Here is a 24,812-nt window from a genome sequence, read left to right as displayed (position 1 = left end):
CGCCTTCAGCCCACGTAGGCCGCGAGGTGCTGGCCGGTGAGCGTCTTCTCCTTGGCCGCCACCAGCTCGGCCGGGGGGCCTTCGAACACCACGCGGCCGCCATCGTGGCCTGCGCCCGGCCCGAGGTCGATGATCCAGTCGGCGTGCGCCATGACCGCTTGGTGGTGCTCGATGACGATCACCGACTTGCCGCTGTCCACCAGCCGGTCGAGCAGCCCGAGCAGCTGCGCCACGTCCGCCAGGTGGAGCCCGGTGGTGGGCTCGTCCAGCACGTAGACGCCACCGTCCGTGCCCATGTGCGTGGCCAGCTTCAGCCGCTGGCGCTCGCCGCCGGAGAGCGTGGTGAGCGGCTGACCCAGGCGCAGGTACCCGAGGCCCACGTCGTTCATGCGCGCCACGATGGCGTGCGCGGCCGGGATGCGCCCCTCGCCCTTGCCAAAGAAGGTGACCGCCTCGCGCGTGGGCAAGTCCAGCACCTCGGCGATGTTCAGCCCGCCGAAGCGATACTCGAGCACGGCCGCCTGGAAACGCTTCCCCTCGCAGTCTTCGCAGACCGTGGTCACGCCATCCATCAAGCCGAGGTCCGTGTAGATGACGCCCGCGCCGTTGCAGCTGGGGCACGCGCCCTCCGAGTTGGCGCTGAAGAGCGCGGGCTTCACGCCGTTGTGCTTGGCGAACGCCTTGCGCACGGGCTCGAGCAGGCCCGTGTAGGTGGCCGGATTGCTGCGCCGTGAGCCGCGGATGGCGGCCTGGTCCACCGTCACCACGCCCTCGCGGCCCGACACCGAGCCGTGGATGAGCGAGCTCTTTCCCGAGCCCGCCACGCCAGTGACCACCACCAGCACACCGAGCGGGATGTCCACGTCCACCTTCTGCAGGTTGTGCGCGTTGGCGCCGCGTACCGCGAGCACGCCGGTCTTCTTGCGCACCTTGGGTTTCAGGGCGGCCCGGTCGCCGAGGTGCCGCCCCGTGAGCGTGCCGCTCGTCCGCAGCCCCGCCACGCTGCCTTGGTACACCACCTCGCCACCCGCGGTGCCGGCGCCGGGGCCCAGGTCCACCACGTGGTCGGCCACCTCGATGACCTCGGGCTTGTGCTCCACCACCAGCACGGTGTTGCCCTTGTCGCGCAGGCGCCGCAGCAGCTCGTTCATGCGCCCGATGTCGTGCGGGTGCAGCCCGATGGTGGGCTCGTCGAACACGTAGGTCACGTCGGTGAGCGACGACCCGAGGTGGCGGATCATCTTGGTGCGCTGCGCCTCGCCGCCCGAGAGCGTGCCCGACGGCCGGTCGAGGCTCAGGTAGCCGAGCCCGATCTCCGTGAACGAGTCCAGCGTGTGCTGCAGCGTGGCCAGCAGGGGCGCCACGGTGGGCTCCTTCAAGCCGTGCAGCCACGTGGCCAGGTCGCTGATCTGCATGGCGCACGCGTCAGCGATGTTCACGCCCGCGATCTTGGAGGAGCGCGCCGCCGCGTTGAGCCGCGTGCCACCGCAGTCGGGGCAGGGCGCGAAGGTGACCGCGCGCTCCACGAAGGCGCGGATGTGCGGCTGCATCGCGTCCACGTCCTTCGACAAGAACGACTTCTGGATCTTGGGGAGCAGGCCCTCGTAGGTGAGGTTGATCTTCTCCACCTTCACCTTCATGGCCTCTTGGTGCAGCAGGATGTGGCGCTCCTCCTGCGTGTACTTCTTGATGGGCTTGTTCGGATCGAGCCCCGCTGCGGTAAGGATGCGCACCAGCCATCCGTCGGTGGTGTAGCCGGGGATGGTGATGGCGCCCTCGGCCAGCGACTTGCTCTCGTCGTACAGCTGCGTGAGGTCGATGTCGTTGACCTGGCCCATGCCCTCGCAGCGCGGGCACATGCCGCCGGCCTGGTTGAACTCGCGCTTCTCGGTCTTGCTGCTGGCCTTGTCCACGGTGATCTCGCCCACCGCGCGCACCGAAGGCACGTTGAACGAGAACGCGTTGGGCGGCCCGATGTGCGGCTTGCCCAAGCGGCTGAAGACCACGCGCAAGAGCGCGCTCGCGTCGGTGGCGGTGCCCACCGTGGAGCGCGAGTTCGCGCCCATGCGCTCTTGGTCCACGATGATGGCCGTGGTGAGCCCCGAGAGCGTGTCCACGTCGGGCCGCGCCAGCGTGGGCATGAAGCCCTGCAAGAACGCGCTGTACGTCTCGTTGATCATGCGCTGCGACTCGGCCGCGATGGTGCCGAACACCAGCGACGACTTGCCCGAGCCCGAGACGCCCGTGAACACCGTGAGGCGCCGCTTGGGCAGGTCCACGTTCACGTTCTTCAGGTTGTTCTCGCGGGCGCCGCGCACGCGGATCATGTCGTGGGTGTCCGCCGGGTGCGGTTCGCCGGTGGGGGGCTTCTTGGGCATGTTCGCGTTCCTTTGTCGCGGGTGCGGGATGAGTGTGGCGTCAGTGCGACTCGGCCGGCAGCTCCAGCAGCCCCGGGGCGGTGAGCGTGTACAGGCGATCCGCGTGATCAGCCACCGCTCGCAAGATCTTCTTCTCGTCGCGCGGGGCGCTCATGGCCGAGAATAGATGAGTCAGTGCTCATGCATAGTCACGCGAGGTCGTCGCGGAACCAGCGCGCGGTGGCCTCGTCGGCGGGGAAGAACGACTCGATCGTCAGCTCCTCGGCGGTCACGTCGATGGGCGTGCCGATGGTGGTGAGCAGCGTGAAGAGCCGCAGCTCGTTCGCGCCGCGGCGCAGGTGCAGCACCGCCACCGGGGCCCCGACGGGCGGAACGGCGCGCGCCACCCTCTCCACGTCGGGGTATGCGCGCACCTCGGCGAGCAGCGCGCGCCGCGACTCATCGCCCGGGTGCGCATGGTGTGCCCGCTCGAGGCGCTCCAGCATCACGGCCACCAGCTCGCTCCAGTTCACGATGTACGGCCGGAGGCCCTCGGGGTGCAGCGTGGCGCGCACCAGGTTGGCGGCGATGGCGGGCGGCACCGTGCTCGGCGGCAGGAACGTGGCGAACAGCCGCTGCGCACCGTCGTTCGCTCGCAGCACGTTCCAGCCGCGGTCGATGACCACCGCGCCATAGGGCTCCTGCTGCGCGAGCAGCAGCTCCACCGCGCGGTTCACCGGCGCCATGGCCTCGTGGCCGAGCGGCGTGGTGGGGTACACGGCCGCGAAGCCGGCGCCCACCAGGAGCGTGTTCCGCTCGCGCAGCTCGAGCCCCAGCACCCCCGCGAGCGCCAGCACCATCTCCCGACTGGGGCGCGCCTTGCCCGTCTCGAGGCAGCTCAGGTGCCGGGGCGACACCTCGGCCGTGAGCGCGAGCTGTTCCTGGCTCCACCTTCGGCGCACGCGATGCTCTCTCAACAGAAGCGGGAAGGTCTCCGTCATGGCGCCAACGTACCAGGGAGCGCGTCATGCCACCCATGACCTCCGAGGTCATGGACCACCGCCGCGGAAACCCCCACGTTGCAGGGCATGCTCATCAAGCAGGAGCCACCCTCATGACCCACGCCACGCACAAGCGCTGGTTGCGCGTCACCGCCCTCGTCATCGGCTCTTTCGGGCCGGTGTTCTTCCTCGGCACCATGGCGCCCACGCTGGAGCCCGCGCGCCTCACGCTGGACTTCCTGAACTGGCCCATCGACGGAGGGACCACCTACGCCGACGCCGACACCCGCTTCCTCTCGGCGCTGACGGGTGGGTTCCTGCTGGGCTGGGGAGTGATGGTGTGGTGCCTCGCCAGCTGGGTCTACGACCTCGCGCCCGAGGGCGTCCGGCGCTCGGTGCTGGTCGGTCTGTGCTCCTGGTTCTGCCTCGACAGCGCGGGCTCCATCGCTTCCGGGAATCCCTCGAACGCCCTCTTCAACGTGCTGGTGGTGGCGCTGGCCGCCGGTCCGCTCTGGGTGCCAGCCCGCAACCCTCCGGAGTCCGCCACATGATCGCTCTTCGCGCCTTCCTCGCCCTCGTCATCCTCGCCGTGGGCACCTACACGGGCATCGTCATCGCCAACCACGGCCTGAGCCTCTTCCCCGTCTTCTTCGGCGACATGGCGGAGCTCACCTGGCGGGGGCAGTTCAACCTCGACTTCATGTGCATGCTCGCGTTCTCCGGCCTGTGGGTCGCGTTCCGACACCGCTTCAGCCCCGTGGGCCTCGTGCTCGGCTCGTGCGCCTTCTTCTTGGGCGCGCCGTTCCTGAGCGCCTACCTCCTGGTGCAGACGTTCCGCACGAAGGGTGACGTGGCCGCGCTCCTGCTGGGCGAGCAGCGCGCCACCCGCTGACCGCGCGCTGCGCTGGTGCGGCTACCCCCGCAGGATGCTCGCCAGCTTCTTCCCCTTCGCGAGCTCATCCACGAGCTTGTCCAGGTAGCGGATCTTCTGCATCAGCGGGTCGGCCACGTCTTCCACACGCACCCCGCACACCACGCCGGTGATGAGCCCCACGTTCGGGTTCAGCCGGGGCGCTTCGGCGAAGAACGTCTCGAAGTCCACCTTCGCCTCGATCGCCTGCGCGAGCTGCTCGGCGCGGTAGCCGGTGAGCCATGTGATCACCTCGTCCACCTCTTGCTTGGTGCGCCCCTTCTTCTCGGCCTTCTGCACGTAGAGCGGGTACACGCTGGCGAACGACGTGGTGAAGATGCGGTGCTTCTTGTCGGCGGTCATCGCCTCATCGATACCAGATGAAGATCCGCCCGTCGTCCCTGCCGTCTTCAGCGGTTGGGTCGCCGTGCCTTCCGTGCGGCTTGACGTTTCTTCTTGGGGTCCTTCTTCGCGCGGCTCGAGCCCTGGCTCGTGCTGGCGCGCGGGCCTCCGAAGGGTGCCGCCCGCCCCATCTGCCGGGAGTTCTGAACGCGCATCCAGTCTTCGATTCCCTCCTGCGTGCTGATGTCGAAGCCCTCCTCGCGCGCCTGCATGATCATGGCCTTGGCCGTGCCGAAGTTGCTCGGGTCCGACAGCTCCGCCTCGAGCTCTTCCACGGCGTCTTCGCCGAGCACCCGGAGACAATCGTCGGCCTGCGCCAGCCCGAACTCGCGCTTCAGGAATCGGTAGAACGAGCGGTTGACCTCGATGATCCAGCGCGCCTCGGAGGCGTCGATGCTCACCTTGCGCGGGATGATCCTGAAGACCACTTCGCGGAGCCCCTTGGCGTCGAGGGTCGCCACGGTCTCGTGGAGGTAGGTGGCGGCGTACTCCAAGACGAAGTAGCACGCGTGCACGCTGGCGTGCTCGGCTCCCTCGGGCGACTCCGCGAAGCACAGCACCAGCTCTTCCTCCAGGGCGCCTCGAGCTTCGCCATCCAGCACCTCGCTCTGCCCAAGCTCGAAGAGGTCGCGCAGCAGGCCGGGGGCGGGGGCGGTGTGCGCCACCCGGCGCTCGTGCGGGGCCCGCAGTGTCACCTCCAGGTCGCCGCCGTGGGTGGCCACTCGCAACGTGCGCTCCACGGTGTCGCCGTCGACAAAGGCCGCCACCATCGCGTCCTTCTCCGCCACGAACGCGGTCAGGGCCAGCGCGATGGCCTCCGCCGTCCGGAGGTCACGGTTGGTCAGCGGTCGCACCAGCATGTCGCCATCCACGCTCGTGAGCGTGGGATAGGCGTTGGCGCCGGCGAGCTCCCAGCGCTGCTGGCGGACCTCTTTGCGCAGCGCAGGATGCAGCGCCTTCCCCGGCTCGAACTGCACCACGAACTGGGGCGGCATCTTGGGCTTGCCTCCACGCTGCATCTTGTCAGCACCCCAGACGAAAGCCTCGAAATCCGCGAGTCCGGGCAACATGATCAGACCAAGGCTCTCCCCCATCTGTCCGATGACCGACAGCGCCGCGTCCTCGATGCCGAGCTCCGGGATCGTCACCGCCAGCGGCTCGGAGTCGCTCGTCACCACCGTCCACGGCTTCACCCGGAAGAGACCCGCAGAGGCGCGGAAGAACGCGCGCACGGCCTCAGGCGCCACCCCGGGCGCGAGATAGGTGGGCTCGTCCGCGGGCCCATGCCCGATGTGCTCCCGCATGGCGTCCAAGAAGGCGTCGACCTCCGGTGTGGCCGCGCACACGATATCGATGTGCGGGTGTCCTTCGCGCAGGGCCTCCGCGAGCGCGGGAGAAGCCACTCGCACCCGCCTGGGGGAGCGTGGCTTGCCCATGATCGGGCGCTCCATGGCGGCGCGCAGGCTCTCCGCTGCCCGGCCCAGTACTGTGCCCGGCTTGTCCACGAGGTGACCGAGGATCGCGCCCTCGGTGTCGAGCCAAAATAGCCCCTCGGGGCGGTAGGGAGCGTCCCCGTCCAGGACGTAGTTGGGCATGGAGGCCACACCCCCGAGCCATTCGATAGCGGCGGTCGTCTTCTTGGTGTTCATTTGGAGCGCTCCACTGGCTACACCCGACTTTCGCGCCGTAGTCTAGCCATGTCGTTCGCCGCGGCGAGCGGCACGGAGAGAGGTGACACCCGACAGGTGACTGACTTGCCCATGTTCGACCCGCTGGGTACAGCCTGACTCATGGAGCCCAGACTGAACTTCGTGACGCTGGTGGTGGCCGACCTCGATCGCGCCCGCCGCTTCTACCTGGACGGCCTCGGCTGGACCGCGGCCTTCACCGGCGACGACGTCTTGATGATCGCGGTGGGCACCAAGCTGGTGCTCTCGCTGTGGACGGAGTCCGGCGCCCGCGAAGAGATCGGCGAGGTCACGCGCGGGGGCACGCTGCCGTTCACGCTGGCCCACAACGTGGCATCGCCCGCCGAAGTGGACGCCGTGCTCGCCACCGCGCGCGCCGCGGGAGCCACGGTGCACGACGCCCAGCAGCGCACGTGGGGTGGCTACAGCGGGTACTTCGTGGACCCCGAGGGGTTCCGCTGGGAGGTGGCGTTCAATCCGTTTCCCATCGGGGGCGTGACGTTCCCGTAGCGCGCGGGCCAGCAGGCCTCAGCCGTGCCGCTCCACGCGCGCCTTCACGCCGAGCAGCATGCGACGGTCCATGGCGAAGCCGATGGGCTCGATCGCGGCGCCATAGGCGAGCTTCATCCCGAGGTCGTCCGAGGTCGCCGCGCGGTAGCGGCTGATGAACCGGCAGCGGTCGGGACCGAGGGGCTCGAGGAAGAAGAGCCAGCACGACTCGACCCACGCCTTGCCCGCGGCCTTTGCGGCGGCGTCGGCGGCGCCGAACGCGAGCCAGTAGCGCCCCCGCTCCACCTCGACCACCGGCAACGGCGGCATGTCGGGGTGCAGCCGGAGCCCGTCGCCGACCTTCACCTCCCACTCGGGATGGATGCGCTCTGCGTTCCGCACCTCGCAACCGACCACGTTCTCGAGCCACTGGTAGCTGTAGAAGCCGCCGCGATCGGCTCCGATCTGGGCGACCCACGGCCACACGGCGTCGGCGGGCGCGTCGATCTCGACGCCGTGGGTCCAGTGGGACGTCGGGGCGGGGACGAGCTCATCCCCGGGGTAGCTCCGCGCCGCCGTGGCCTCGTCGACGCCCCAGCGTCGCTGACCGCTCCGAAGGAACGGCGTCAGCATCGCCGCCACCATGATGGCTGCGCCTCCGGCACCCTCGACCACGTCGCGCCACCCGTCGCGTGCCCTGCCCTCGCAGCGGCGCTTCAGGTTGTGGAGCTGCGCGGTCTCCATGAGCCGGTGCACCGGCGTGATCCACGCGGCGTGCAGGCGCTGGTCGGAGGAGAAGGCCGCGCGCACCCGAGCGTGCAGACGCGTGCTGCGCGCATCGAGAGGCTCGAGCGCGAAGGCCCAGGTCACCTGCCAGAAGCGCGGAGGTCGTGGCGACGCGAACGGCAGCTGCCTCTTCGCCTCGGGATCGAAGAGCCCGCCGAGCACGAGCGCGCGCTCCGGGTCGATGGCGAGCACCTCGAAGCCATCGGTGCTCTCGGGGGTCGCGGGGATCACCTGACCGACCTCGAGCGACTGCAGCCCGGGGTGAATCTCACGCGCGGAGGGCCGGTTCGCGTTGTCGAGCGTATCGAGCGAGTAGAAGCCGGCCCTGCCTCCGCCCATTTGAACCAGCCAGGGCCAGATCTGCGCCGGCGAGGCGGCGATGGTGACGCCGTGGGTGAGCATCCCGGTGGCGTCCGGCAGCAGCGCGTCGCCGGGAAGCGACCGCTCGTCCTCCCGGCTCTCGGGTGTGCCGTGCTCTCGGGCGAGCGCCGCGAAGAGCGTGCGCCGAACGAGGTGCGAGCCGGGGCCGATCACGAGCCAGTACTGCTCGAAGCGCTTCCAGGAGGCCTCGTCGGTCGCGTCCACGCGGACCTCGATCTCCACGCGGCTGTCTCGCTCACCAAATGGCAGCACGCGGAGCGCCCACGCCACCTTGACCCAGCCCGACTCGTCGAACGCCGCGTAGGCCGCGGGCCCATCCACGTGTACGAACGGGATGTCGAGCTGCCACACCTTGCCGATCGCGCCGACGACCACCTCGCGCGGCTCCTCGATCAGGACCTGAAAACCTGGGTGCTCGGCGCTCGAGGCGATCGCGTCGAGACGGAGCTCCACCTTCTCGACCGCACCAGTCCATCGCGACGGCAAGGTGCGCAAGGCGAACAGCGCCTTCACGAACGACGAGCGCGCGAGGTCTTCGTGGCGAACGAGCTCCCAGGCACGCTCGGGTGTGAGGGCGAGTTCGACGGCGGACACCTCCAGCTTGCGCGGGGTCGGCAACACGAGATCCAGGGCGCTCATGCGCACGAGTTTACGACGCTCTAAAGGCGTTGCACAGACGGGCGCGCCACCGGGTGGAGCGAGCCCTGGTCCCGTGCACGTCCCGCCGATGCGCTAGCGCCTCGGGCCCCAGCGTCGCGCAGTCCTTGCAGGTGTGGCGCCGGTGGCCCTTGCCCGAGAAGGCCTCGTTCGGTCGGCGGCGCTCGCACACCCAGCAGTAGTGCCCCGACGAGCCCGTCCGCTTCCGTCTACCCACGTCAGGACCGTCCGCTTGTCGAGTGAAGGCTGGCTACCCCAGTGCCACACGCTCTACGGACACACAGATCCACTATGAGCGCGGGCACAGGCGGTCTCGGTGGTCCCGTCCGCGTGTCTCGTGAACGCTCGGAGAGCACCCGCGGGTGGTTGAGTCCGAGCCTTGGCCCGTTGTGGACCGCGTGGCTTGGCGTCGCGCTGGCCGCTCGGGCATCTGCCACCGCGGACACACTGCTCACGCAAGCCCCAGCGCCCGAAACTGCTCGGCCTTGGAGGACGCCCACGGGTCGTCGGGCATCGCCCTCTGGTACGCGCGCAGGAACGCTGCCGCTTTGCCAGTGTCGCGCATTTGCTCGAACACAGCGACAAGGCGTCGAAGGATCGCCGGTCTTCCCGGCAGTCTTCGATTGAGCGCCATCAGCTGATCAGCAGCGTCCTCATACTTGGCGTCGAGCGCAAGGATCGATGCGTGCTTGAGTAGGAGGTCTGGCGCTTCGGGCGTCTCGGCCAAACATCGCCCAACGAACGCGCGCGCGTGATCGACCTGACGCACCTCGAGGTACGCCGAGAGCGCGAGGCGCCGAAGCTCGGCGCCAGAGGGCGTAGTTGCGTCGACGACGTCCGGCCGGGCCTCGAGATCGCGAATGCAGTCGAAGTAGCGCCCCTCTCGATAGGACGCCTGCACCATGAGGAGGAAGGCCTGCGCGTCGCGGGTCGCCTCGAACTCGGCGCGCGCAACCAGCTCCGCTTCGCGAAAATCGCCCGCCTCGACCAGGCGCACCGCTTGCGATGACCAGTCCTCGTGCGGCGGACGCGGCAATGCCAAGGTGCGCGTGGGCGTGAACAGGAGCTGCGCGCGTCGCACAGCGCGGAACGCCTCCAGCATTCCGTCTATGCTCGGCCAGCGCTCTTCGGGCGCGAGCCTCAGGCAGCGGTCGATGAACTCGTCGAGGGGCTGCGAGACCGACGAGTTGATCTCGCGTGCGCGCGCGAACGGTAGATGGCGGGCCACCTGGCTCAAGGTGTCGTGAGGGAGCCGCGCCGTCACGAGATGGTAGAGAAGCACGCCGAGGCTGTAGATGTCGCTCAGGAAGCGTGCATTGGTCTCACGCGTCGACAGTGTTGCCCCAACCACCTCGGGCGCGGAGTAGAGGATGGTGCCGCCGTTCTCTCGTGTGCGCGCGTACATGTCCTCCGGCAATACGCTTGAGCCGAAGTCGGTCAGCTTCACACGGTCGGCTGAGACCAGGATGTTCTGCGGCTTGATGTCACCGTGGGACATCCCGACGCGGTGCAGGTGTGCGCAGCCCTCGAGCACCTGCTCGAAGACTCCGAGGAGGTTGTCGTAGCTCGCGACGAAGCCCTCATCCCCCTTGTCGAGCAGCTGGGCCAACGTCACGGAGGGGAAGTACTCCATCTCGATCGCGTACCACTCGCGCTCTGGTGGGACGCGCCCCATCCAGTACACGTCGACCACGCAACGGTGAGACGCCTGCCCTACCAGCGGCGAACCCTCGGCAAGTTCCTCGTTCCGCTTGCCCTGCGCCTTCGGAATCTTCACCGCAACGATGGCGTTGTCGGACAGGCGTTGCGCGCGCCACACCCAGCCATACGAGCCATCGCCAAGGCACTCGACCAACTCGTAGCGATCGCCGAGGCGGCGGTCTGCTCGTGGGACGAAGAACTTGGTCGTCATGATTCGCCTCTTTGAAGAATGTTCTCGAGCCGGAGCAGGCCATCCTGCCCGGCGCGGACAACGAACTGGCAGAAGAGGATCCGTGCGGCCGAATTGCCAGGGACGCGCACGCCCCCGCCGGCATGAAAGCCCCCTCGCACGATGCTGCGCAGCAGGTCGTGGTCGGGGAGAGTCACGAGCCCCACGCTCCAATAGGCCAACAGCAGCGTCGCGTTCGGACACTCCCACCGCTGCTGCGCGAGAAGCAACGTCTCGACCTTCGGGCTTAGGTCCTTGTGCCGTCCCGAGTAGCGTTCGAACTCAGCGACCAGTGCGACGTGACGCGTCGAGCGATCAAACCACACCGAGTCAGATCGCACGTCCTGGTCGACGTTGGCCAAGATGCCTTGGCGCGGAGCAGGCACCTCGGACACTGCCGCGAAGCCGAGGTCACGGCCCGCCGCCGTCAAGAGTGTGCAGCCGAGGCTGTGGACCAAGTGACCCGCGTCGCGCACGCCCCATTCGGTCCACATCGGCAGATGGGACGTGGCTGCGTCGAGCGTGAGTTCGCTCCGTGGGTCCATACCCTCAGCCACCGAACCTTCCCCAGAGGTTGATCACCTCGGGCGACTCGCCACCGTGGACCAGCGCCTTCGTACCAACATGCACCAACAGTGGAGCAGGGATCGATCGCCCGCAGATGAGAGCCTCCCCGGTCGAGAGACCGGGCAGTTGATCGAGGTCGGCTGCGCTCACCATGTCGGAGGTCTTCGCGATGAAGCGTTGGTCGTCGGGGTTCTTGAGGCGCATCGCGATCAGCGTGTTGCACTGCGAGGTCACGTCGGGATCGAGCTTCGACGGACGCTGGCTCACGACCGCGAAGCCCACGCCGAACTTGCGACCCTCACCGGCGATCTTCTTGATGATGCGGTGACTCACGGCAGCCCCCCCCGCGGGTGCAAAGCTGTGCGCCTCCTCGTAGACGAGGAAGCAAGGGCGGGTGCGGTCGGTCTTGCTCGACGCGGCGCGGAGGATCTCGCTCGAGATCAGTGCGGTGATGACTTGCTTTGCGGTATCGCTGAGGCCCTGCAGGTCGACGATGACGAGACGCCCCCGGCGGTCGGACGGTCTCCCGACCATCTCGTAGACGTCTGTCGCAGCGGGCAAGCCCGAATGGTAGAAGCTCTGCGCCTCCTGAAGCACCCGCGAGAGCTTCATGGACGCGACGGCTGCGCTTCGACCGTTGAGCGCCGTCGCCTCCGCCTGGCTCAATTCGTCCCACTGCCGCACGTCGTCGATGCCGTCGCCGAGGTAGTGGCGGAGCCGATTGATGTCGCGCGGCGTCGTACGCTCGTGGGCAATCCAGTAGCGGATGGCGACGTCCAGCACTCGCTGTTGTGGCTCGGTCAGGCCTGGGAGGATCTCGCTCAGGTCGTCCATCTCGAAATGGTCGAATTGCAGCGCCAACTCTTGGTTCGCGCCGGCGTACTTCTGCCGAAACGACGGGTTCTGCGGGCTGTACACCGTGATGCCTGCTCCCGCCTCACGCAGTCTCGTGAAGGCGTCACGGATGGCCGGTAGGGCCGCACGATCGCGCTGGTCGTCCAGCTCGTCGGGGCGCTCGTTGAAGCGGAGCTCTCCACCAGCCAGCGCGCGCCCGTACTCGCCATGGGGGTCGAACACGACGACAGTGCCGTTGTTGATGGCGACGAGACGCTCGATGATGCGGCCCACGGTGTACGACTTGCCCGAGCCCGTCATCGCCAGGATGGCGAGGTGCTCCGTGACGAGGCGATTCACGTCCAGGTAAACGGGCACGGCCGAGGCGCCGCGCTCGTAGCCAACGAGATTGCCAATGTGAAGGCTCGAGTGCTCCTGAAACTCGTAGAACGCGCTCAGGAACTGAAAATCCACGGGCTCGACGGGTGAGCCCGGATCGAGAGCGCGGCGGGGCATCTTGATCTGACCACTCTGCGGGTCGCGGTAGCCGATGGCCTCGAGCTTGCCCAGGATCTGCTCCCCGGTGACGTGCGCGCCGGGCAGCAGCTCGAGCTCCGTCACGGCCTGCCCCAGGCCAGAGTTGTAGAGGACATTGCTGCGGCTGATGCTGACGATGCGCGCAAGCACGTCTGTCTGCGGGGCGCCCTCATCCTCGCGGTGCCGCACGCGCACGAACTCCCCGCGCCTGCCTGCAAAGGACGAGTTGAGCACCATCGAGAGGTTCGTGGGGTCGCCGGTGTTGCCGACGAGTCGGCCAAGGATATGGGTGGGCATAGTCGTTCTCCTTTACGGTGCGAGGTCGAAGTCCGAGAGCCAGACGCTCTCGATCTCGCGCCGCCTCAGCTCGCCGGCGACACTCCGGCTGTAGTGTTCCAGGAAGGGGCCGAGCGCGGTCAGCTCACGCTCGGCGAGCTGCACCGGCAGCGGAGTCGCCGCCGTACCGCCCACGGCCGTCAGCGCCATCGTCAGGCCGACGATCTCGTCGATGGCCTCGGCGGTCCACGCCGGCGCATCGCCCACGAGCTGCATCAGGCGCGGCTCCGTGGTCTGTCCGGCGCGGAAGTGAAGGCCAACGATGCCGAGCTCGACGACGTTGCCTGGCTCCATGCGCGGCGCGTGGACGTTCATTCGGAACGCGGCGGTCCTCGTGAAGCTGCCGAGAATGCCATGCACGAAGCGGCGCTCGCCGACGCCTAGGATCGCCTCGCGCACGCCGTCGAGGGCAGCGAGCGCCTCGTGGTCGACCGTCTCGGTGGGCAGGATCTGGCTGCGCCCGCCCTGCAGCCGCAGGTCTTGCTGCGCCGACTGGATGATCGCACCGAAGCGTTGCGAAGCAAGACCGATGATGACTGGCCCGCTCGGGTTCCATGGGAAGAGCCGCTCTCGGTGTCGCGCCCAGAACGACTCGATGATGTCCCGCGTAGCGGCGTAGGCCGCTGGGTAGCCCGGCTCTCCGGCGCGGCTGGCGGGTGGCACCATGCTCCGGTCCATCACCAGAGCGGTGTCGAGGAAGATGAGCCGTGAGCGCCCCTCGACGACGGCCCGATCCGCCAGCTCGTACGCCTGCCTCATCGCAGCGAGCGCAAGCCGCATCGATTGATTCTCGTAGTTGATGTCGTCGATCTCGCAGGCGCTGTCCTGGCCTGCTGTCGAGACGGCGTTGTGCTCGACGAGCAGGTCGCAGCGTGCGGCCGCCGCACCGTAGAGGAATCCGCCGATGGTCTTCGTCGTGGCGGAGTGGGTGGCGATGCCCGAGGCCCGCGTGTCGATCGGGTTCGGCCGCTCGACCCTGCGCACGAGGCGTGCATCCACGAAGAGCGGCGCCACGCGCTCGAGGTCGCGGATCTGCTTGAGGAGCCTCCCGACAGTGCCCGGCAGGTGGACCTGCGACTGCACAGCGAGCGTTTGAGCCAGTGTTCGATGGGTGGTCATGGCGTGGTCACCTCGCGGAGCGCGCTCACATATGGCGCGTAGGGGCTCTGCATCACGAGCGTAGTGGCTTCGAGCGTCGGCATGGCATCGACGACCAGGCCTCGAGCGCGCAGTTCGCTCAAGAGCGCTCGCGCGCGCTCGGGCGGGATGCGGAAGACCGGTGACGCGCGCAGCGCCGCCATGGCCTGCGCGTCACCGTCGAAGTTCCCGCTGAGCAGGAACACCAGGAGCCCGAAGTGCTCGGGCGAGAGCGGTGTCTGCGCGGGCGCGAGGGTGGGCTTGGCCTCACCCGCCATCGCAACGAGGCTCGCCATCCAGTTCTGCGTCTCCTCGGGGGCATCAAGCACCGAGAGTGACCAGAGGGGCAGGCACGTGATCGCGAACAGCCCGGCCGCCGGGTGCAGACGGTGCGTGCCCACGCAGACGCTGAGGTCGCTCCACGTCGCGCCCAGCAGCGGTGGGGACTGCAGCTTCCCCTCGAGTCGATGCGTCACCTCACTGGCTAGCATCTTGGCGAGCCCCTCTCCTCCTCGTGCTCCGCCCTCCATGCGCTCGGCGCGCCACGACACGGGGCGCCCGCAGGTGCCGGCGGCGAAAGGCGGGACGAGCAACAGCACGTGCCCGGACGAACGCGTCCACTCGACGAGCCGCGCTTGCTCACCGTCGTCGGCCCCTTGAAACGCCTCGGCGAAAGCCATGACCACGGCGCCGCCCTCGGGCAACGTAGTCGTTGTCTCGGCGGAGAGCGCTTCGCGCAGGATGCTTCCACGCCTGTGGGCGGCGAGTGCGCCGTGCAGTAGCACCGGAATGGTCACGACTTCACCCCCAGCCGGTAGGTGCGCTCCACGATGTTCCGCTTCACGAGCGCGTCGGCCTCTTGTGGCTCGAGCGCGGGGTCGCGCCCCGCGTCGAGGGCTCTCACAATGGCGCACCAGCGGTCGAAGCTGACCGGCGTGTCCGACAGACGACTCGAGCCCATCACCGATGCTTCGTGCACTGCCGCCTGAACGCGCTGCGCCGCGGTGGAGAGGGCGCCGGCCGCCTCGATGTCCTTGAGCGTCAGCCGATAGGGGGGCGAGTCACCGCAAGCCACCGCCAAGGCCTCGAGCCCGCGATAAGCGGCTTGGAGGCTGGGGGTGGCAAGCAGACGCTGCCGATACTCGGTCACCGCGTTCTCGAGCGACTGGACGTTCGCCACCAAGGTCGTGAGTGCGTTGCGCGGCTCCTCGAGCAGGCTGCGTGCCTGCGCCATGAGGGGCTGGAAGTTCCCATGCCGCGACGGGCCTTCGAAAGCGGAGCGCAGCCGCTCGACCTCCTCGTTCCGCGTGTCCTCGAGGAGGTCATGGATGTGGTCCGGTCGACTGCGCAGCTGCTGGAGCGGCGGAATCGTGTTCGGGTAGCGGAAGTCGGGGGGAGAGTTGTCTATGGCGACGCCGAGCGCGTCCAGCCGATCGGCAGCGTCGACGAGCCCTGCTTGGAGCCTCTCGTACACGGTCCTCACGTCGCGGTACGCGCTCGCGATGTGGCCTTCGCAGTCTGCAACCCCCCGCGTAGCCCCCGAGTTCAAGTCGAGACCCACCTCCTGTGCCAGTTGCTCGAACTGCGCCGTTGCTTCGGCCACCTTCAGGTCACGCAGGTTCTGACGCAGCGTGCCCGGCTCGTTGACCTGAACGGCCTCGGTTGCACCGGGTGTGGCCGCTTGGGTGAGTGCACCGTCGAGTATGTGGGTCAACCGCTCGAGGGACAGGGTGAAGAGGCCAATCGGAAAACCCGTGAGGTGAGCACTGCCATCCCGCATCTCCGCAGCGATCTTCTCCCCTTGCGAGCGGATGGCCTTCTCCGTGCGCCGGATGAAGTCCACGAACAGCGACGCGCGCCGGATGCGCTGCCAGAGCGGCACGGCGTCGGACTCGAAGTCGAGCGTCTTGACGTTGTAGTCCTGCTGAATCGCGTTGAAGTCGTCGTGGCGGTAGACCCAGTCAACATTGGCGATGACCCGACGTCGCCGTTGCGCGGAGGCACGGACGCCCTCGGCGCTCGCCGCTTGCGTCTCGGAATTGTCGAGCCCGTCGAGGTCCTTGGTGCTCTCGGTCAGCCTCCTGCGTGCGCTGAGCGTCTTGGTTCCCGGGGCACCCGCTTCGGGTGCGAACAGCTCCTTCACGCGTCCGACGCCGAACACGGTCTCCATGTCCGCGACCAGCGCCGCGTAGTCCTTCCTCAGCCAGTTGTCGGCCTCCTGAATGGCGCCACGCAGCTCGGCGCGCGTCGTCGCGATGTAGACGTCGGCGCTCTTGGCGCCGGGCTGCGGCTTGGCGAAGCCGAGCTCGCGCATGATGGACAGCCACTCGAAGTAGGTGTCCTTCGGCTTGATGCCCTCCCACGTGTAGCCCCAGAACCACTCGCGCTCGGCGCGGGCATAGGTCCAGTCGCCATTCAGCAGGCGCGCGATGCCTTCGACGAGGAATGGCGGGAACTGCGCCTCGGCGGCGTCATCGACGCGCGAAAAGAGGCCGGCGCGGTCGCTGTCCACGTAGCCCGCCGCGCGGGCCTTTGGCGTGACGCCGAGCTTGGCGAGCAGCGTCTTGAGCGCTTCCACGTCGACACCAGACTTGTCGTCGAGCGCAGCGAGCGTTGCCGGCGCCGCCTTGTCGATGGCCAGGACCCGCCAGGCCCGGATGAGGAGCTCCTCCTCGGTCTCCTTCAGCTTTCCCGACGAGCGCAACGGCCAGGCGATGCGACCCAGCTCGTTGAGCTGCTGACGGAAGCGGCCGACCTCCTCCGAGAACGGGCGAACGAGGCTCTGCAGCCGGTTGTTGAAGGCCGTGGTGAAGCCGTGGCCGTCGAGCCGGAAGCCGGCGCTGGCCTGCGTGGGGACGCCAATCTGGTGGAGGATGTGCTCCTCGGTCGAGGTCAGCTGATAGAGCAACACGTAGCTCTTGGCTCCTTTGAGCGTGTCGCTCGTTGGGTTCGCCATGCGGTCGACCAGCGCGCGCGACGACGTGAACGCCACGACGGGCGTCCGGCCCTCCTCGCCGAACTGCGCGCTCGCCGCCTTGCACAAGCGCTCCAGCTCCTCGTCGTTCTTCACCCACGCGAAGAGCACGCGGCCCTTCGGGTGCAGCTTGAGGCCGTCGAACGTCACGAGACCGCCGGGCTGCTTGCCTTTGGCCGCCGGCGAGGTGGCAATGACGGTCAGCGACTCATCGCGGATGCCCGAGGGAGCCGCGTCGAACGCCCAGTGCTGGTCGATGACGCGCATCGCGCCCACCAGCACCTGCTCGGCACGCTTCCGCTCGGTCTGCGTGCGCAGGGTCGAGAGCACCTTTTCGTGGGCGCTGTTCTGGTCTGGGTCACGGAAGATGAGGGAAGTCTGGCCTTGCTTTCGGTGGCGCAAGTCGAGGCGCGCGATCATCTCGACACTCGGTCCGACGTGCGTCGCGGTGTCGGCCGTCAGGTCGTCGGCACCTAGGAAGCGACGCCACAACGCGCGGGCGGCGTCCTCGGCAGCGGCGTGCGGATACAGCAGCGACACGAGGTGGACGAAGTCGTTCTGACGCAGCGGCACCACGAGCGTGTGCTTCCCGTCTGTGCGGCGGCCCCCCTTGGTCTCGTGGATGGCGTAGGTACCGAGGTTCGACAGGAGCTGGCGCAGATCGAGCGGCTGATCGACGCCGCCCAGCCGCCACACGCCCTTGTCGCGCGTGAACTTCGACGCGCGCAACGCGTCGGCCGCCTCCAACTCGTCCCACTCGACGCGGCGGAACAGGGTCGCGACCGGCTCGTCGTACTCGTTCTTCGCGCCCAGCACCGCAGTGCGGGTCTCGGGCGCATAGCTGTCGAGCGCAACCGGCAACTGGCCGTACAGCAGGTCACGTGCCGCCGGGAGCTGTGCCTTGTCGACCTTCAGCATGTCGAGTGCGTGATGGTCGAGCACGTGCTGCTGCACGCGGCCCGACACACGCACCAGCTCGTCGAACAGCGCGCCCACGGTCGGCGCGTCCTTCTCGCCCCGGGCGCGCTTGTCGCGCAGCCGCTCATCGATGCTGGCCATCACAACGTTGAACCAGCCGAAGTTCCCCGCGCTCATGGCGTAGGCCGCCTCGACCAGACCCTGAGGGTAGGACTCCGCGAGCCGCCCGTCGGCCGACAGGGTGTGCACGAAGTCACTCACGTCGGAGAACGCGTTCGATGAGAGCTCGGTCAGCTCGAAGCGCCGCGCGGTGGACTGGATCTCGCGCAGCTCGTCGCCGATGGCCGGCGAGCAGAGGGCCACGTAGCGCAGCCAAGGGAGCTTGCGGCGCGGGTCCTCCTCCTTGATGGCCTTGCCCATCAGCTTGATCGCGCGACCATCGAGGTGCTTGATGTCCGTCGAGTCGAGGCCGAAGGTCGCCGCCTCGGCGGCCGTCTCCAGCTCGTCGAGCACCACCAGGACGTACTTGATGCCCAGCGACTGCAGGTAATCGTAGGCCGCCTGGCACAGCTTCGTTGCCAACTCTGGGTCTTCGTAGAGCTTCTCGTCGGAGTGATGGGCCGTCACGTCGAGTGCCGCAGCGAGCTGCTTCGGGTCGAAGCCCGCCACGGCCAGACGGTCAGCCGCCTCCTTCGCGATCTGCCCCTGGATCGAGCCATCGAACGAGCCACGCGCCAGCGGCAGGAGCGCCTTGTAGAGCCCGAAGGCGAACCAGTTGTCGACGTTGTTGTAGTCGTTGGCCACCTGGCTGTAGCGGATGTAGAGCCCGAGGTACTGATCACGGTCCTTGTCGTCGTGAAAGAGCTTCGCTCTGTCGAGACCGCCGTCTTCGCCGCGCACCCACCATCCGCGGGAGGTGTCGTTGATCTGCGCCACCAGCTCGTAGCCAAGGCGTGACTTGCCGACGCCCCACTGGGCGATGACTGCAAACACGTGCGCGAACTTCTCGGCCTCGTCGTCGACCAGGTGGATGAAGTGCTTGAACGCACCGAAGAAGCGCCCCTGGCCCACGATGGGATGCGTGAGCGGGTACGAAGAGACGCCGGTAGCCGCCCACTGGTGCTTCGCTTTGTTGGTCGTCATCGTGTCAGCTCCCGTCGTGTCTCGAGCGCGTGCCAGGCGTTCTGGAAGGTCTCGTTGAATTCGCTGTGCGCCACCCACCGCACCAGCTTCTTCGTGGGGTCGGCGAAGAGCCCGCGCCCATGCCGAGCCTGGCCAGGCTCCACGGCGAGCAGCTCCAGCGCGCCGCGCTGCTCGGCCTCGTGGACGAGCGCGTCCATCCAACGCGCGAAGGCCTCGTCGTTGGGGCTCGCACCAAACGTGGCGAGCAGCTCCCGCAGCACCGGCTCGGCCGCGACGAAGCCGCGCACGTCGGCGTGGGCGCTCGTGAGTTCGGTGAGCGCCTGCGCCGGGGTGGCGGCGCCAGTGAGGTCAGCCTGGAGCTCGCTCGGCAGCGTCAGTGCGCCGGTGCGCGACAGCCAGCCCACCGACTCGAGCAGGAGCAGCGGCGCGGTGAGCGGCGTGAGTGAGAGGTTGTCCTTGCTCGGCTTGCGCCCGAGCACGCCCGGCGCGTAGGCGAGCGCATGGCAGTGCGCACGCGCGAGCCAGCGGCCCGCCGCCTGCCGCTCGAGCCCTCTGAACCAGAGCTCGGGATCGGCGTGCTGGTGCAACAGGAGCGAGCTGCCCGCCTTGATCCCGGCGCGGCTGCCTCGCACCTCGGACCACCCCCGAAGCTCCCAGTCGCCGCGCTCGACGCGCAGGAGCAAGAGACGCAGCCACACGCTCTCGCGCACGAGATGTGCCGCCAGTAGCGCGAGCCCGCGCGGTGGGGCCTCCTTCCAGCAGCGCAATAGGACCTTCGCTTCGTCGCTGAGGGTCCAGCGCACCTCTGTGTCGCGCGCGAGGAGCCCCACGCCGGGCAGCAGCTGGTCGAGGAGGCCGAAGAGCCCCGCGGCACCCCGCCGCGAGATGACCCCCACGAGCGCCCGGTCCGCGACGGAGCGCGGTGAGCCCAGCTCGGGTGGCTTGCTGGCGAGCACGTCGAGCGCGCGGAACCAGGCCTCGGGATCGCTGGTCTCGGTCCAAAACGCCGGACGCTCGAGGTGGAGGGTGCGTGTCATGCCGCACCGCCTGCGCGCGCCATGCGCTCCCTGGCCCAGCCCTCGGCGGCGCGGCGGATGGCGGCGGTCACCGGCGAGCCCAGCCGGTAGAACGCCCGGCTGCCCAGTGCCCGATAGCAGGCGTCGGAGAACAGCGGGTGAATGGTGTAGCCCGGTCGCCGCGCGCCCGAGCCGTGCTCGAAGCGCCACACGTCGTGCCGCAGCACGGCCTCGATGACGAGAGCGAGCTTGTCGTCGAGGGTGTTCGCCGTCACGCGGTGGCCGAGCACGGTCACGCCGAGCTGTGCGAGGGTGCGCTGGCAGAGTTCGCCGAGCGAGCCGCAGCGGATCTCCTCGCCGCTCGGCAAGCTCACCACCACCTCCACGCGCGGCGGGCTCTGAAACAAAGAAGCGTGCGCCGGCTCCAACTCGAAGGCGATGCCGCCCGATACGCGCTCGGCCTCCCACGACTCCTTGGTGAACGTGAGCTGCGCCAGCAGGAACGCCCACGGGTGATGCAGCGCCCAGCGCATGGCGTCTGCGTCGTTGGACCGCCCCTCGAGCGCGCCGCTCAACACCACCGTCGTCATCGCGGTCTCCGCGGAAGCGGGCAGACGCAAGAGGCGACCCGGGCGCCACGTGGCCTGAGGGTCGTCGTATGCCACCTCGGGCAGCGCCGTCGGCAGTGTCACCGGGGTCGGGTCGCTCGTGAGCGCGGCGGTGGCGGCCAGAACGCGGAGCAGCACCGGGAACGCGGGGGCCTCATGCGCGGGCGTCGTCAGCACCGCCCGCTCCAGCTCGCCGAACGGGGTCGCCGCCAGCGACGGCGCCTGCACGCCCACCAGCTCGCTCGCCAGCGCGCCAGCGTGAGTGATGGCCTCGGTCAGCGCCGCGACATCGCCGCGCTCGCCCATCTCGGAAAGGCGCGCCCGCACGACGCGCAACCACGCGTCGCGCACTTCGGGGACGAGCGACAGCACGGCGGGCTGCGCCTCGCCCGGGTTCGGCAGCCGGTCGATGAGGGTGACGACGGCAGGCCTCGCGACGGCGACCTCGCCATGCTCGCTCCAGATCTCGGTCGCCCGCACGGCCTCCAGGGCACGCAAGGTCGAAGACGGTGCCTCGCCCTGCACGAGCAGGGTGCGCACGTCTTCGATGAGGCGCGTGAGCATTCGTCCCTGGAGCGCCGAGAGCGTCATGCGTCCTCTACTTCCGAGCCATCAAGGAGCGCATACAGCACGTCGACGTCGGCGATGAGCTGCTGGGCGTCCGGCGCATCGCTCTGTCGAAGGCCCCTCAGGATCTCGCGATCCGCGCTGCGGTCGCCGACCTCAAGCGCCTTCTGCGCGGCGACGAGGTCGGCCTCAGTGAGGCGGCCGTCGATCAGGTTCTCAACCAAGGTCGTCGCGACACTCGTCAGGGCCTTCGCAGCGTCGAAACAGTGACCAGCCAGAAGCATCTGGTCGTCGGTCGCGAACCACGCTTCGCGATCAGCATCCGGTACCGTCGGGATGGGAATCTCGAGCAACCTCACGTCCGTCGGATACGAGTGTGCCGTGATGCCGCGGATCGTCGACTGGACCTGCAGGTGGCCGATCTCTGTCTTCAGGTAGTGGCGGACGAACGACGCTGGGAGCTGTGTCCGGTCGACGCGCACGACCATGACCTCGGTCGAGGGGTACGCTCCGTCAACTTGCGAATATGTGACGTCGCGCCCGATGTAGCTCTTGTTGTGAGCGGCATTGCAGAGCAGCAGGTCATGTGGTGCGAGCGCGCGTGAGCTATCGGCGGGGCGTTCGACGATGCGCAGCGAGCCCTCCACGAAGCTGCGTCCGAGGTTCGTGACCGTCGCCTGCCGCACGCCCTGCTCCGCTTCGGGCAGGCTCTGGCCGTTGACCACGAGGGAGCACACGCACTCAAGCGACCGGGTCGGATCGCCCAGCTGCCGGAAGTACTGCTCTACCGCAGACGGGTAGAAGTGGGCGTCGAGGCGCTCCGTGAGCGAGCGCGCGGCAAGCCGGCGCGTGCGCTTCGCGAAGTCGATTCCGGTCGGCGGAATGATGTACTGCGCGTGCGCAGTTGCTACAGCGTCTTCGAGCCGGCGCGTGCGCTCACGCAGCCGCTCGGCTCGCCGGACCTTGTCGCCGATGTAGCGCTGGGCGAACTTGTCTGGCGTGAGCAGGGAGAGCGAAAGAAGATCCTCGGCACCCAAGAACTCGACGTTGAGGTTTGTGCGAAGTCTGGTCCGCGCCATCGCTGCATACGGGCACGACAGAGCCGCCACCAAGTAGTACGGGTCGACGACGTCCCTGCGCACCAACCCTCCCCAGATCGTGCCGCTGACCAGCACCGGGTATTCCGGAGCGGTGTCGACGTACGCGGTGGTCTGGTTCGGGCCCTTCACCTTCACGAGCAACTCGCCCGACCGAAGGCGACCAGCCGGATAGTCCGCGAGAAACGCAGGCGATACGCGACGGCGCGCGCGGGTCTCGATGAAGAAGCCTTCGTCACCAAGGTCGTCGGAGGTTAGGAACGGCACCCAGTCGGGAGGCGCCTCGTCACCCTCGAGGGTCGTGGTGCCGAAGTAGAGCGTCCGTCGTCCATTTGAAACGAGGCTGCTCAGGTCGGAGCAACCAATGGCCGACGACGCAAGCCGCTGCGCGTTAGCGACATACTCGGGTCGGTAGTACGTTGCGTCGATTCGGCCGTCGAGCGCGCGCGGTGGCAGGCGTATGAACGAACCCATCACTCCCCCCGCACGTAGACGCCAACGATGGCGGCCAGGTCGTTCGGGACGCCCGCGCTGTAGTCCTCGACGTTGTTCTTCACCACGTAGCCGAGCGTCTCGGCCACGGCCATGAACACGTCGGTCTGCGGCTCGTCCTGGAACTTCTCGGGGTCGTCTTTGCGCGCGTGGCGCTTCTGCACGTAGAGCACGCTGGTCTTGGCGCCCGTGCCCGAGAGCTTGAAGGCGTCGGAGGGCAGGCTGATGACGCCCTTCACGATGGCCTTGCCACCGTGAAACTCGCCGGTCGCCTCGTCCTTCGTGCCCATGATGTACTCTCGCACGTAGCGGTCGCCGGAGTTGCAGAGCACGCCGTCGGGCAAGACGATCAGCAAGCGCCCGCCCGGCTTGAGCAGCTGCAGGCAGCGGTCGATGAAGAGCACCGCCGGATCGGTGTTGGTCGACGCCGCCTTCCAGACGCCCTTGCTGTTGGGTGATCCGCCCATCGCCAGGCCCGTGACCGTGGGCGAGTAGTCGAGCCCGCCACCGCGGCCCGCACGCTCCGACAGATCCGAGCGGTACGTCTCGAGGATCTTCTGCATCCCCTCCTCGTAGTTCTTCTTGCTCGCGTCCTGCCCCTTGCTGAACTTGGGCGTGCCGAAGGGCGGGTTGGTGCAGATGAGGTCGAAGGTGCCGGGCTCGAGCTGCGGACTGGTGAGCGAGTTCTGCGTGTAGAAGATGCGGGCCTTGGGCGCACCGAGCAGCGCCATGTTCACGCGGGCGAGCATCACCATCTGGGGCGAAGAGTCCGCGCCGACGAAGCTGTGTTCGCACATCTCCGCGAAGAGCTTCTTCTTCGCCTCGTCAGTGGCCGTGGCCTTGCCACCGAGCTCGTCGAGCGTGCGCCGCAGGTGGCTCAGCGCCACCGAGAGGAAGCCGCCGCTGCCACACGCAGGGTCGCAGAAGCGGAAGGCGGGGCGGCCCTTGCCGTCGCGAGCCACGAGGCGCGCGGCGTCCTCCGTGCTCTCCTTGATGTCGTGGAACGCGAGTGCCAGCATCGCCTGCTTCACCGGCGCCGGTGTGAGGTAGATGCCGAGGCCGCCCTTCGACTCGAAGTTGGCGCGCAGGAACACGTCGAAGGCACGGCCCAGCACATCGGCCGCGATGTGAGCGAGCGTGCCCCGCTTGTCCACCACGTTGCCCTGGTTGTCTGTGACCGGGCCGAGGTCCTGGATGAGCGACAGCACCGCTTCGTAGTTGCCGGGTTGCTCTAGGCGCAGGTGGGCGTTCTTGTCGAAGATGGCGTGCTTCTCGCCGGCGTCGTCGGTGACGACGTAGTCGGGGTGCAGCTTGAAGCGCTCGAACGCGGACTGGATCTCCGCGACGGCCCTGGCGCCGTTCGCCTTCACGTACGCCGAGGAGAAGACGTCCTTTAGACTCAGCTGCTTGCCCTGGTGCTCGAAGGTGAGCGCGCTCGAGCCGTCATCGTGGTGCAGTCGGAACGACTCGAGGAAGAGCAGTTTGGCCACCTCCTCGATGATGTCGTTCTTGCCGTTCACCCGGTCTTTGTGCGTCTGGTAGATGCGCTCGTGCAGCGCGTTGAAGCCCTTCATCAGGCGGTCGTACATGCGCATCGACCAGCGGTAGGTGGGGTCGGCCTTGATGCGCTTGTAGTCGTTGATCTCCGAGAGACTCGGCAGCCGGTCGATCTGGTGCGGCGGGTACGCGAGGTCGAAGAGGGCCTCGAGCTTGTCCTCGGCGTCCTTCACGATGGCGAACTGCGGGAACTGGTCGGCTTCTGTCTCGGGCTCCGGGAGCGAGTACGCGTGCACCAGCACATCGTCGGCGTTGGCGCGGCCCCATGCGCCCGCGGGCAAGACGAGCGCCAAGATGCGCGGCGTGACGGTGCCGTCGTGGTGACCCCAGACAAGGGCGGCCGACATACCGGGCTCGCTGGCCCTCAGGCCCAGAGACTGATCGAAGCCTCCGGCCGAGAGCCGGTGGACGATCGACTTGAGGACGCT

Annotated in this window: 18 protein-coding genes; 3 read left to right on the top strand and 15 right to left on the bottom strand. The window is 68.2% G+C overall.

All coding sequences use genetic code 11. The annotated features are described in order from the left end of the window. Nucleotides 1–5: 5 nt before the first annotated feature. Nucleotides 6–2,378: an excinuclease ABC subunit UvrA gene (locus IPI43_06500; GenBank protein ID MBK7773774.1), complete on the bottom strand. Its 2,373-nt coding sequence runs from the start codon at nucleotides 2,376–2,378 to the stop codon at nucleotides 6–8. A gap of 188 nt (nucleotides 2,379–2,566) precedes the next feature. Continuing rightward, a complete protein-coding gene (locus tag IPI43_06495) occupies nucleotides 2,567–3,358 on the bottom strand; it encodes a helix-turn-helix transcriptional regulator (GenBank protein MBK7773773.1) in 792 nt (263 codons plus the stop codon). A gap of 113 nt (nucleotides 3,359–3,471) precedes the next feature. Here IPI43_06495 and IPI43_06490 point away from each other — a divergent pair, with 113 nt between their 5' ends. Together IPI43_06490 and IPI43_06485 are read left to right on the top strand one after the other, a co-directional pair. Beyond that, nucleotides 3,472–3,909 carry a hypothetical protein gene (locus tag IPI43_06490; GenBank protein MBK7773772.1) on the top strand — a complete coding sequence of 146 codons (438 nt, stop codon included), beginning with the start codon at nucleotides 3,472–3,474 and terminating at the stop codon, nucleotides 3,907–3,909. Next, the gene (locus IPI43_06485) at nucleotides 3,906–4,250 is read left to right on the top strand and encodes a hypothetical protein (protein MBK7773771.1); all 345 of its coding nucleotides are present in this window, start codon (nucleotides 3,906–3,908) and stop codon (nucleotides 4,248–4,250) included. The genes IPI43_06490 and IPI43_06485 overlap by 4 nt, the downstream gene beginning before the upstream one ends. 21 nt (nucleotides 4,251–4,271) lie before the next feature. Here IPI43_06485 and IPI43_06480 read toward each other — a convergent pair whose 3' ends face one another. Together IPI43_06480 and IPI43_06475 are read right to left on the bottom strand one after the other, a co-directional pair. Next, nucleotides 4,272–4,631 carry a DUF2200 domain-containing protein gene (locus IPI43_06480; protein ID MBK7773770.1) on the bottom strand — a complete coding sequence of 120 codons (360 nt, stop codon included), beginning with the start codon at nucleotides 4,629–4,631 and terminating at the stop codon, nucleotides 4,272–4,274. Nucleotides 4,632–4,678: 47 nt separating this feature from the next. Further along, a complete protein-coding gene (locus IPI43_06475; protein ID MBK7773769.1) occupies nucleotides 4,679–6,319 on the bottom strand; it encodes a hypothetical protein in 1,641 nt (546 codons plus the stop codon). 141 nt (nucleotides 6,320–6,460) lie between these two features. Here IPI43_06475 and IPI43_06470 point away from each other — a divergent pair, with 141 nt between their 5' ends. After that, the gene (locus tag IPI43_06470) at nucleotides 6,461–6,868 is read left to right on the top strand and encodes a VOC family protein (protein ID MBK7773768.1); all 408 of its coding nucleotides are present in this window, start codon (nucleotides 6,461–6,463) and stop codon (nucleotides 6,866–6,868) included. Between the two features lie 18 nt (nucleotides 6,869–6,886). Here the strand turns inward: IPI43_06470 and IPI43_06465 are convergent, their stop codons facing one another. From IPI43_06465 to IPI43_06415, 11 genes are all read right to left on the bottom strand, one after another. Further along, nucleotides 6,887–8,653, bottom strand: a complete 1,767-nt coding sequence (locus IPI43_06465) for a hypothetical protein (GenBank protein MBK7773767.1) — start codon at nucleotides 8,651–8,653, stop codon at nucleotides 6,887–6,889. 469 nt (nucleotides 8,654–9,122) lie between these two features. Beyond that, nucleotides 9,123–10,583, bottom strand: coding sequence for a protein kinase (locus IPI43_06460; GenBank protein MBK7773766.1), 1,461 nt, complete (start codon nucleotides 10,581–10,583; stop codon nucleotides 9,123–9,125). After that, entirely contained in the window at nucleotides 10,580–11,146 is a 567-nt protein-coding gene (locus tag IPI43_06455; protein ID MBK7773765.1) for a hypothetical protein, read from the bottom strand. The genes IPI43_06460 and IPI43_06455 overlap by 4 nt, the downstream gene beginning before the upstream one ends. A gap of 4 nt (nucleotides 11,147–11,150) precedes the next feature. Further along, complete coding sequence (locus tag IPI43_06450; GenBank protein MBK7773764.1) at nucleotides 11,151–12,836, bottom strand: ATP-binding protein; 1,686 nt, start codon at nucleotides 12,834–12,836, stop codon at nucleotides 11,151–11,153. A 12-nt stretch (nucleotides 12,837–12,848) separates the two neighbouring features. Beyond that, on the bottom strand, nucleotides 12,849–13,994 hold the full coding sequence (locus IPI43_06445) for a hypothetical protein (GenBank protein MBK7773763.1): 1,146 nt from the start codon (nucleotides 13,992–13,994) through the stop codon (nucleotides 12,849–12,851). Then, nucleotides 13,991–14,809, bottom strand: coding sequence for a hypothetical protein (locus IPI43_06440; GenBank protein MBK7773762.1), 819 nt, complete (start codon nucleotides 14,807–14,809; stop codon nucleotides 13,991–13,993). Before IPI43_06440 ends, IPI43_06445 begins: the two co-directional genes overlap by 4 nt. Further along, nucleotides 14,806–19,047, bottom strand: a complete 4,242-nt coding sequence (locus IPI43_06435; protein MBK7773761.1) for a hypothetical protein — start codon at nucleotides 19,045–19,047, stop codon at nucleotides 14,806–14,808. Before IPI43_06435 ends, IPI43_06440 begins: the two co-directional genes overlap by 4 nt. After that, the gene (locus IPI43_06430) at nucleotides 19,044–20,084 is read right to left on the bottom strand and encodes a hypothetical protein (GenBank protein ID MBK7773760.1); all 1,041 of its coding nucleotides are present in this window, start codon (nucleotides 20,082–20,084) and stop codon (nucleotides 19,044–19,046) included. Before IPI43_06430 ends, IPI43_06435 begins: the two co-directional genes overlap by 4 nt. Then, nucleotides 20,081–21,262, bottom strand: coding sequence for a hypothetical protein (locus tag IPI43_06425; GenBank protein MBK7773759.1), 1,182 nt, complete (start codon nucleotides 21,260–21,262; stop codon nucleotides 20,081–20,083). The genes IPI43_06430 and IPI43_06425 overlap by 4 nt, the downstream gene beginning before the upstream one ends. Next, on the bottom strand, nucleotides 21,259–22,812 hold the full coding sequence (locus IPI43_06420; protein ID MBK7773758.1) for a hypothetical protein: 1,554 nt from the start codon (nucleotides 22,810–22,812) through the stop codon (nucleotides 21,259–21,261). The genes IPI43_06425 and IPI43_06420 overlap by 4 nt, the downstream gene beginning before the upstream one ends. Beyond that, nucleotides 22,809–24,731: an N-6 DNA methylase gene (locus IPI43_06415; GenBank protein MBK7773757.1), complete on the bottom strand. Its 1,923-nt coding sequence runs from the start codon at nucleotides 24,729–24,731 to the stop codon at nucleotides 22,809–22,811. Before IPI43_06415 ends, IPI43_06420 begins: the two co-directional genes overlap by 4 nt. Nucleotides 24,732–24,812: the final 81 nt, after the last annotated feature.

Source organism: Sandaracinaceae bacterium (assembly GCA_016706685.1).
Taxonomy (GTDB): domain Bacteria; phylum Myxococcota_A; class Polyangia; order Polyangiales; family Houyiibacteriaceae; genus JADJJE01.
Note: the sequence above shows the minus strand (reverse complement) of the source record. Positions and strands in the feature narration are given on the sequence as shown.

What these genes read in the sequence shown, in the direction of transcription:
- IPI43_06460 (MBK7773766.1), bottom strand. Translation starts at nt 10,583, where the DNA reads ATGACGACCAAGTTCTTCGTCCCACGAGCAGACCGCCGCCTCGGCGAT.
- IPI43_06500 (MBK7773774.1), bottom strand. Translation starts at nt 2,378, where the DNA reads ATGCCCAAGAAGCCCCCCACCGGCGAACCGCACCCGGCGGACACCCAC.
- IPI43_06465 (MBK7773767.1), bottom strand. Translation starts at nt 8,653, where the DNA reads ATGAGCGCCCTGGATCTCGTGTTGCCGACCCCGCGCAAGCTGGAGGTG.
- IPI43_06455 (MBK7773765.1), bottom strand. Translation starts at nt 11,146, where the DNA reads ATGGACCCACGGAGCGAACTCACGCTCGACGCAGCCACGTCCCATCTG.
- IPI43_06480 (MBK7773770.1), bottom strand. Translation starts at nt 4,631, where the DNA reads ATGACCGCCGACAAGAAGCACCGCATCTTCACCACGTCGTTCGCCAGC.
- IPI43_06475 (MBK7773769.1), bottom strand. Translation starts at nt 6,319, where the DNA reads ATGAACACCAAGAAGACGACCGCCGCTATCGAATGGCTCGGGGGTGTG.
- IPI43_06435 (MBK7773761.1), bottom strand. Translation starts at nt 19,047, where the DNA reads ATGACGACCAACAAAGCGAAGCACCAGTGGGCGGCTACCGGCGTCTCT.
- IPI43_06495 (MBK7773773.1), bottom strand. Translation starts at nt 3,358, where the DNA reads ATGACGGAGACCTTCCCGCTTCTGTTGAGAGAGCATCGCGTGCGCCGA.
- IPI43_06425 (MBK7773759.1), bottom strand. Translation starts at nt 21,262, where the DNA reads ATGACGCTCTCGGCGCTCCAGGGACGAATGCTCACGCGCCTCATCGAA.
- IPI43_06470 (MBK7773768.1), top strand. Translation starts at nt 6,461, where the DNA reads ATGGAGCCCAGACTGAACTTCGTGACGCTGGTGGTGGCCGACCTCGAT.
- IPI43_06490 (MBK7773772.1), top strand. Translation starts at nt 3,472, where the DNA reads ATGACCCACGCCACGCACAAGCGCTGGTTGCGCGTCACCGCCCTCGTC.
- IPI43_06415 (MBK7773757.1), bottom strand. Translation starts at nt 24,731, where the DNA reads ATGTCGGCCGCCCTTGTCTGGGGTCACCACGACGGCACCGTCACGCCG.
- IPI43_06430 (MBK7773760.1), bottom strand. Translation starts at nt 20,084, where the DNA reads ATGACACGCACCCTCCACCTCGAGCGTCCGGCGTTTTGGACCGAGACC.
- IPI43_06485 (MBK7773771.1), top strand. Translation starts at nt 3,906, where the DNA reads ATGATCGCTCTTCGCGCCTTCCTCGCCCTCGTCATCCTCGCCGTGGGC.
- IPI43_06445 (MBK7773763.1), bottom strand. Translation starts at nt 13,994, where the DNA reads ATGACCACCCATCGAACACTGGCTCAAACGCTCGCTGTGCAGTCGCAG.
- IPI43_06450 (MBK7773764.1), bottom strand. Translation starts at nt 12,836, where the DNA reads ATGCCCACCCATATCCTTGGCCGACTCGTCGGCAACACCGGCGACCCC.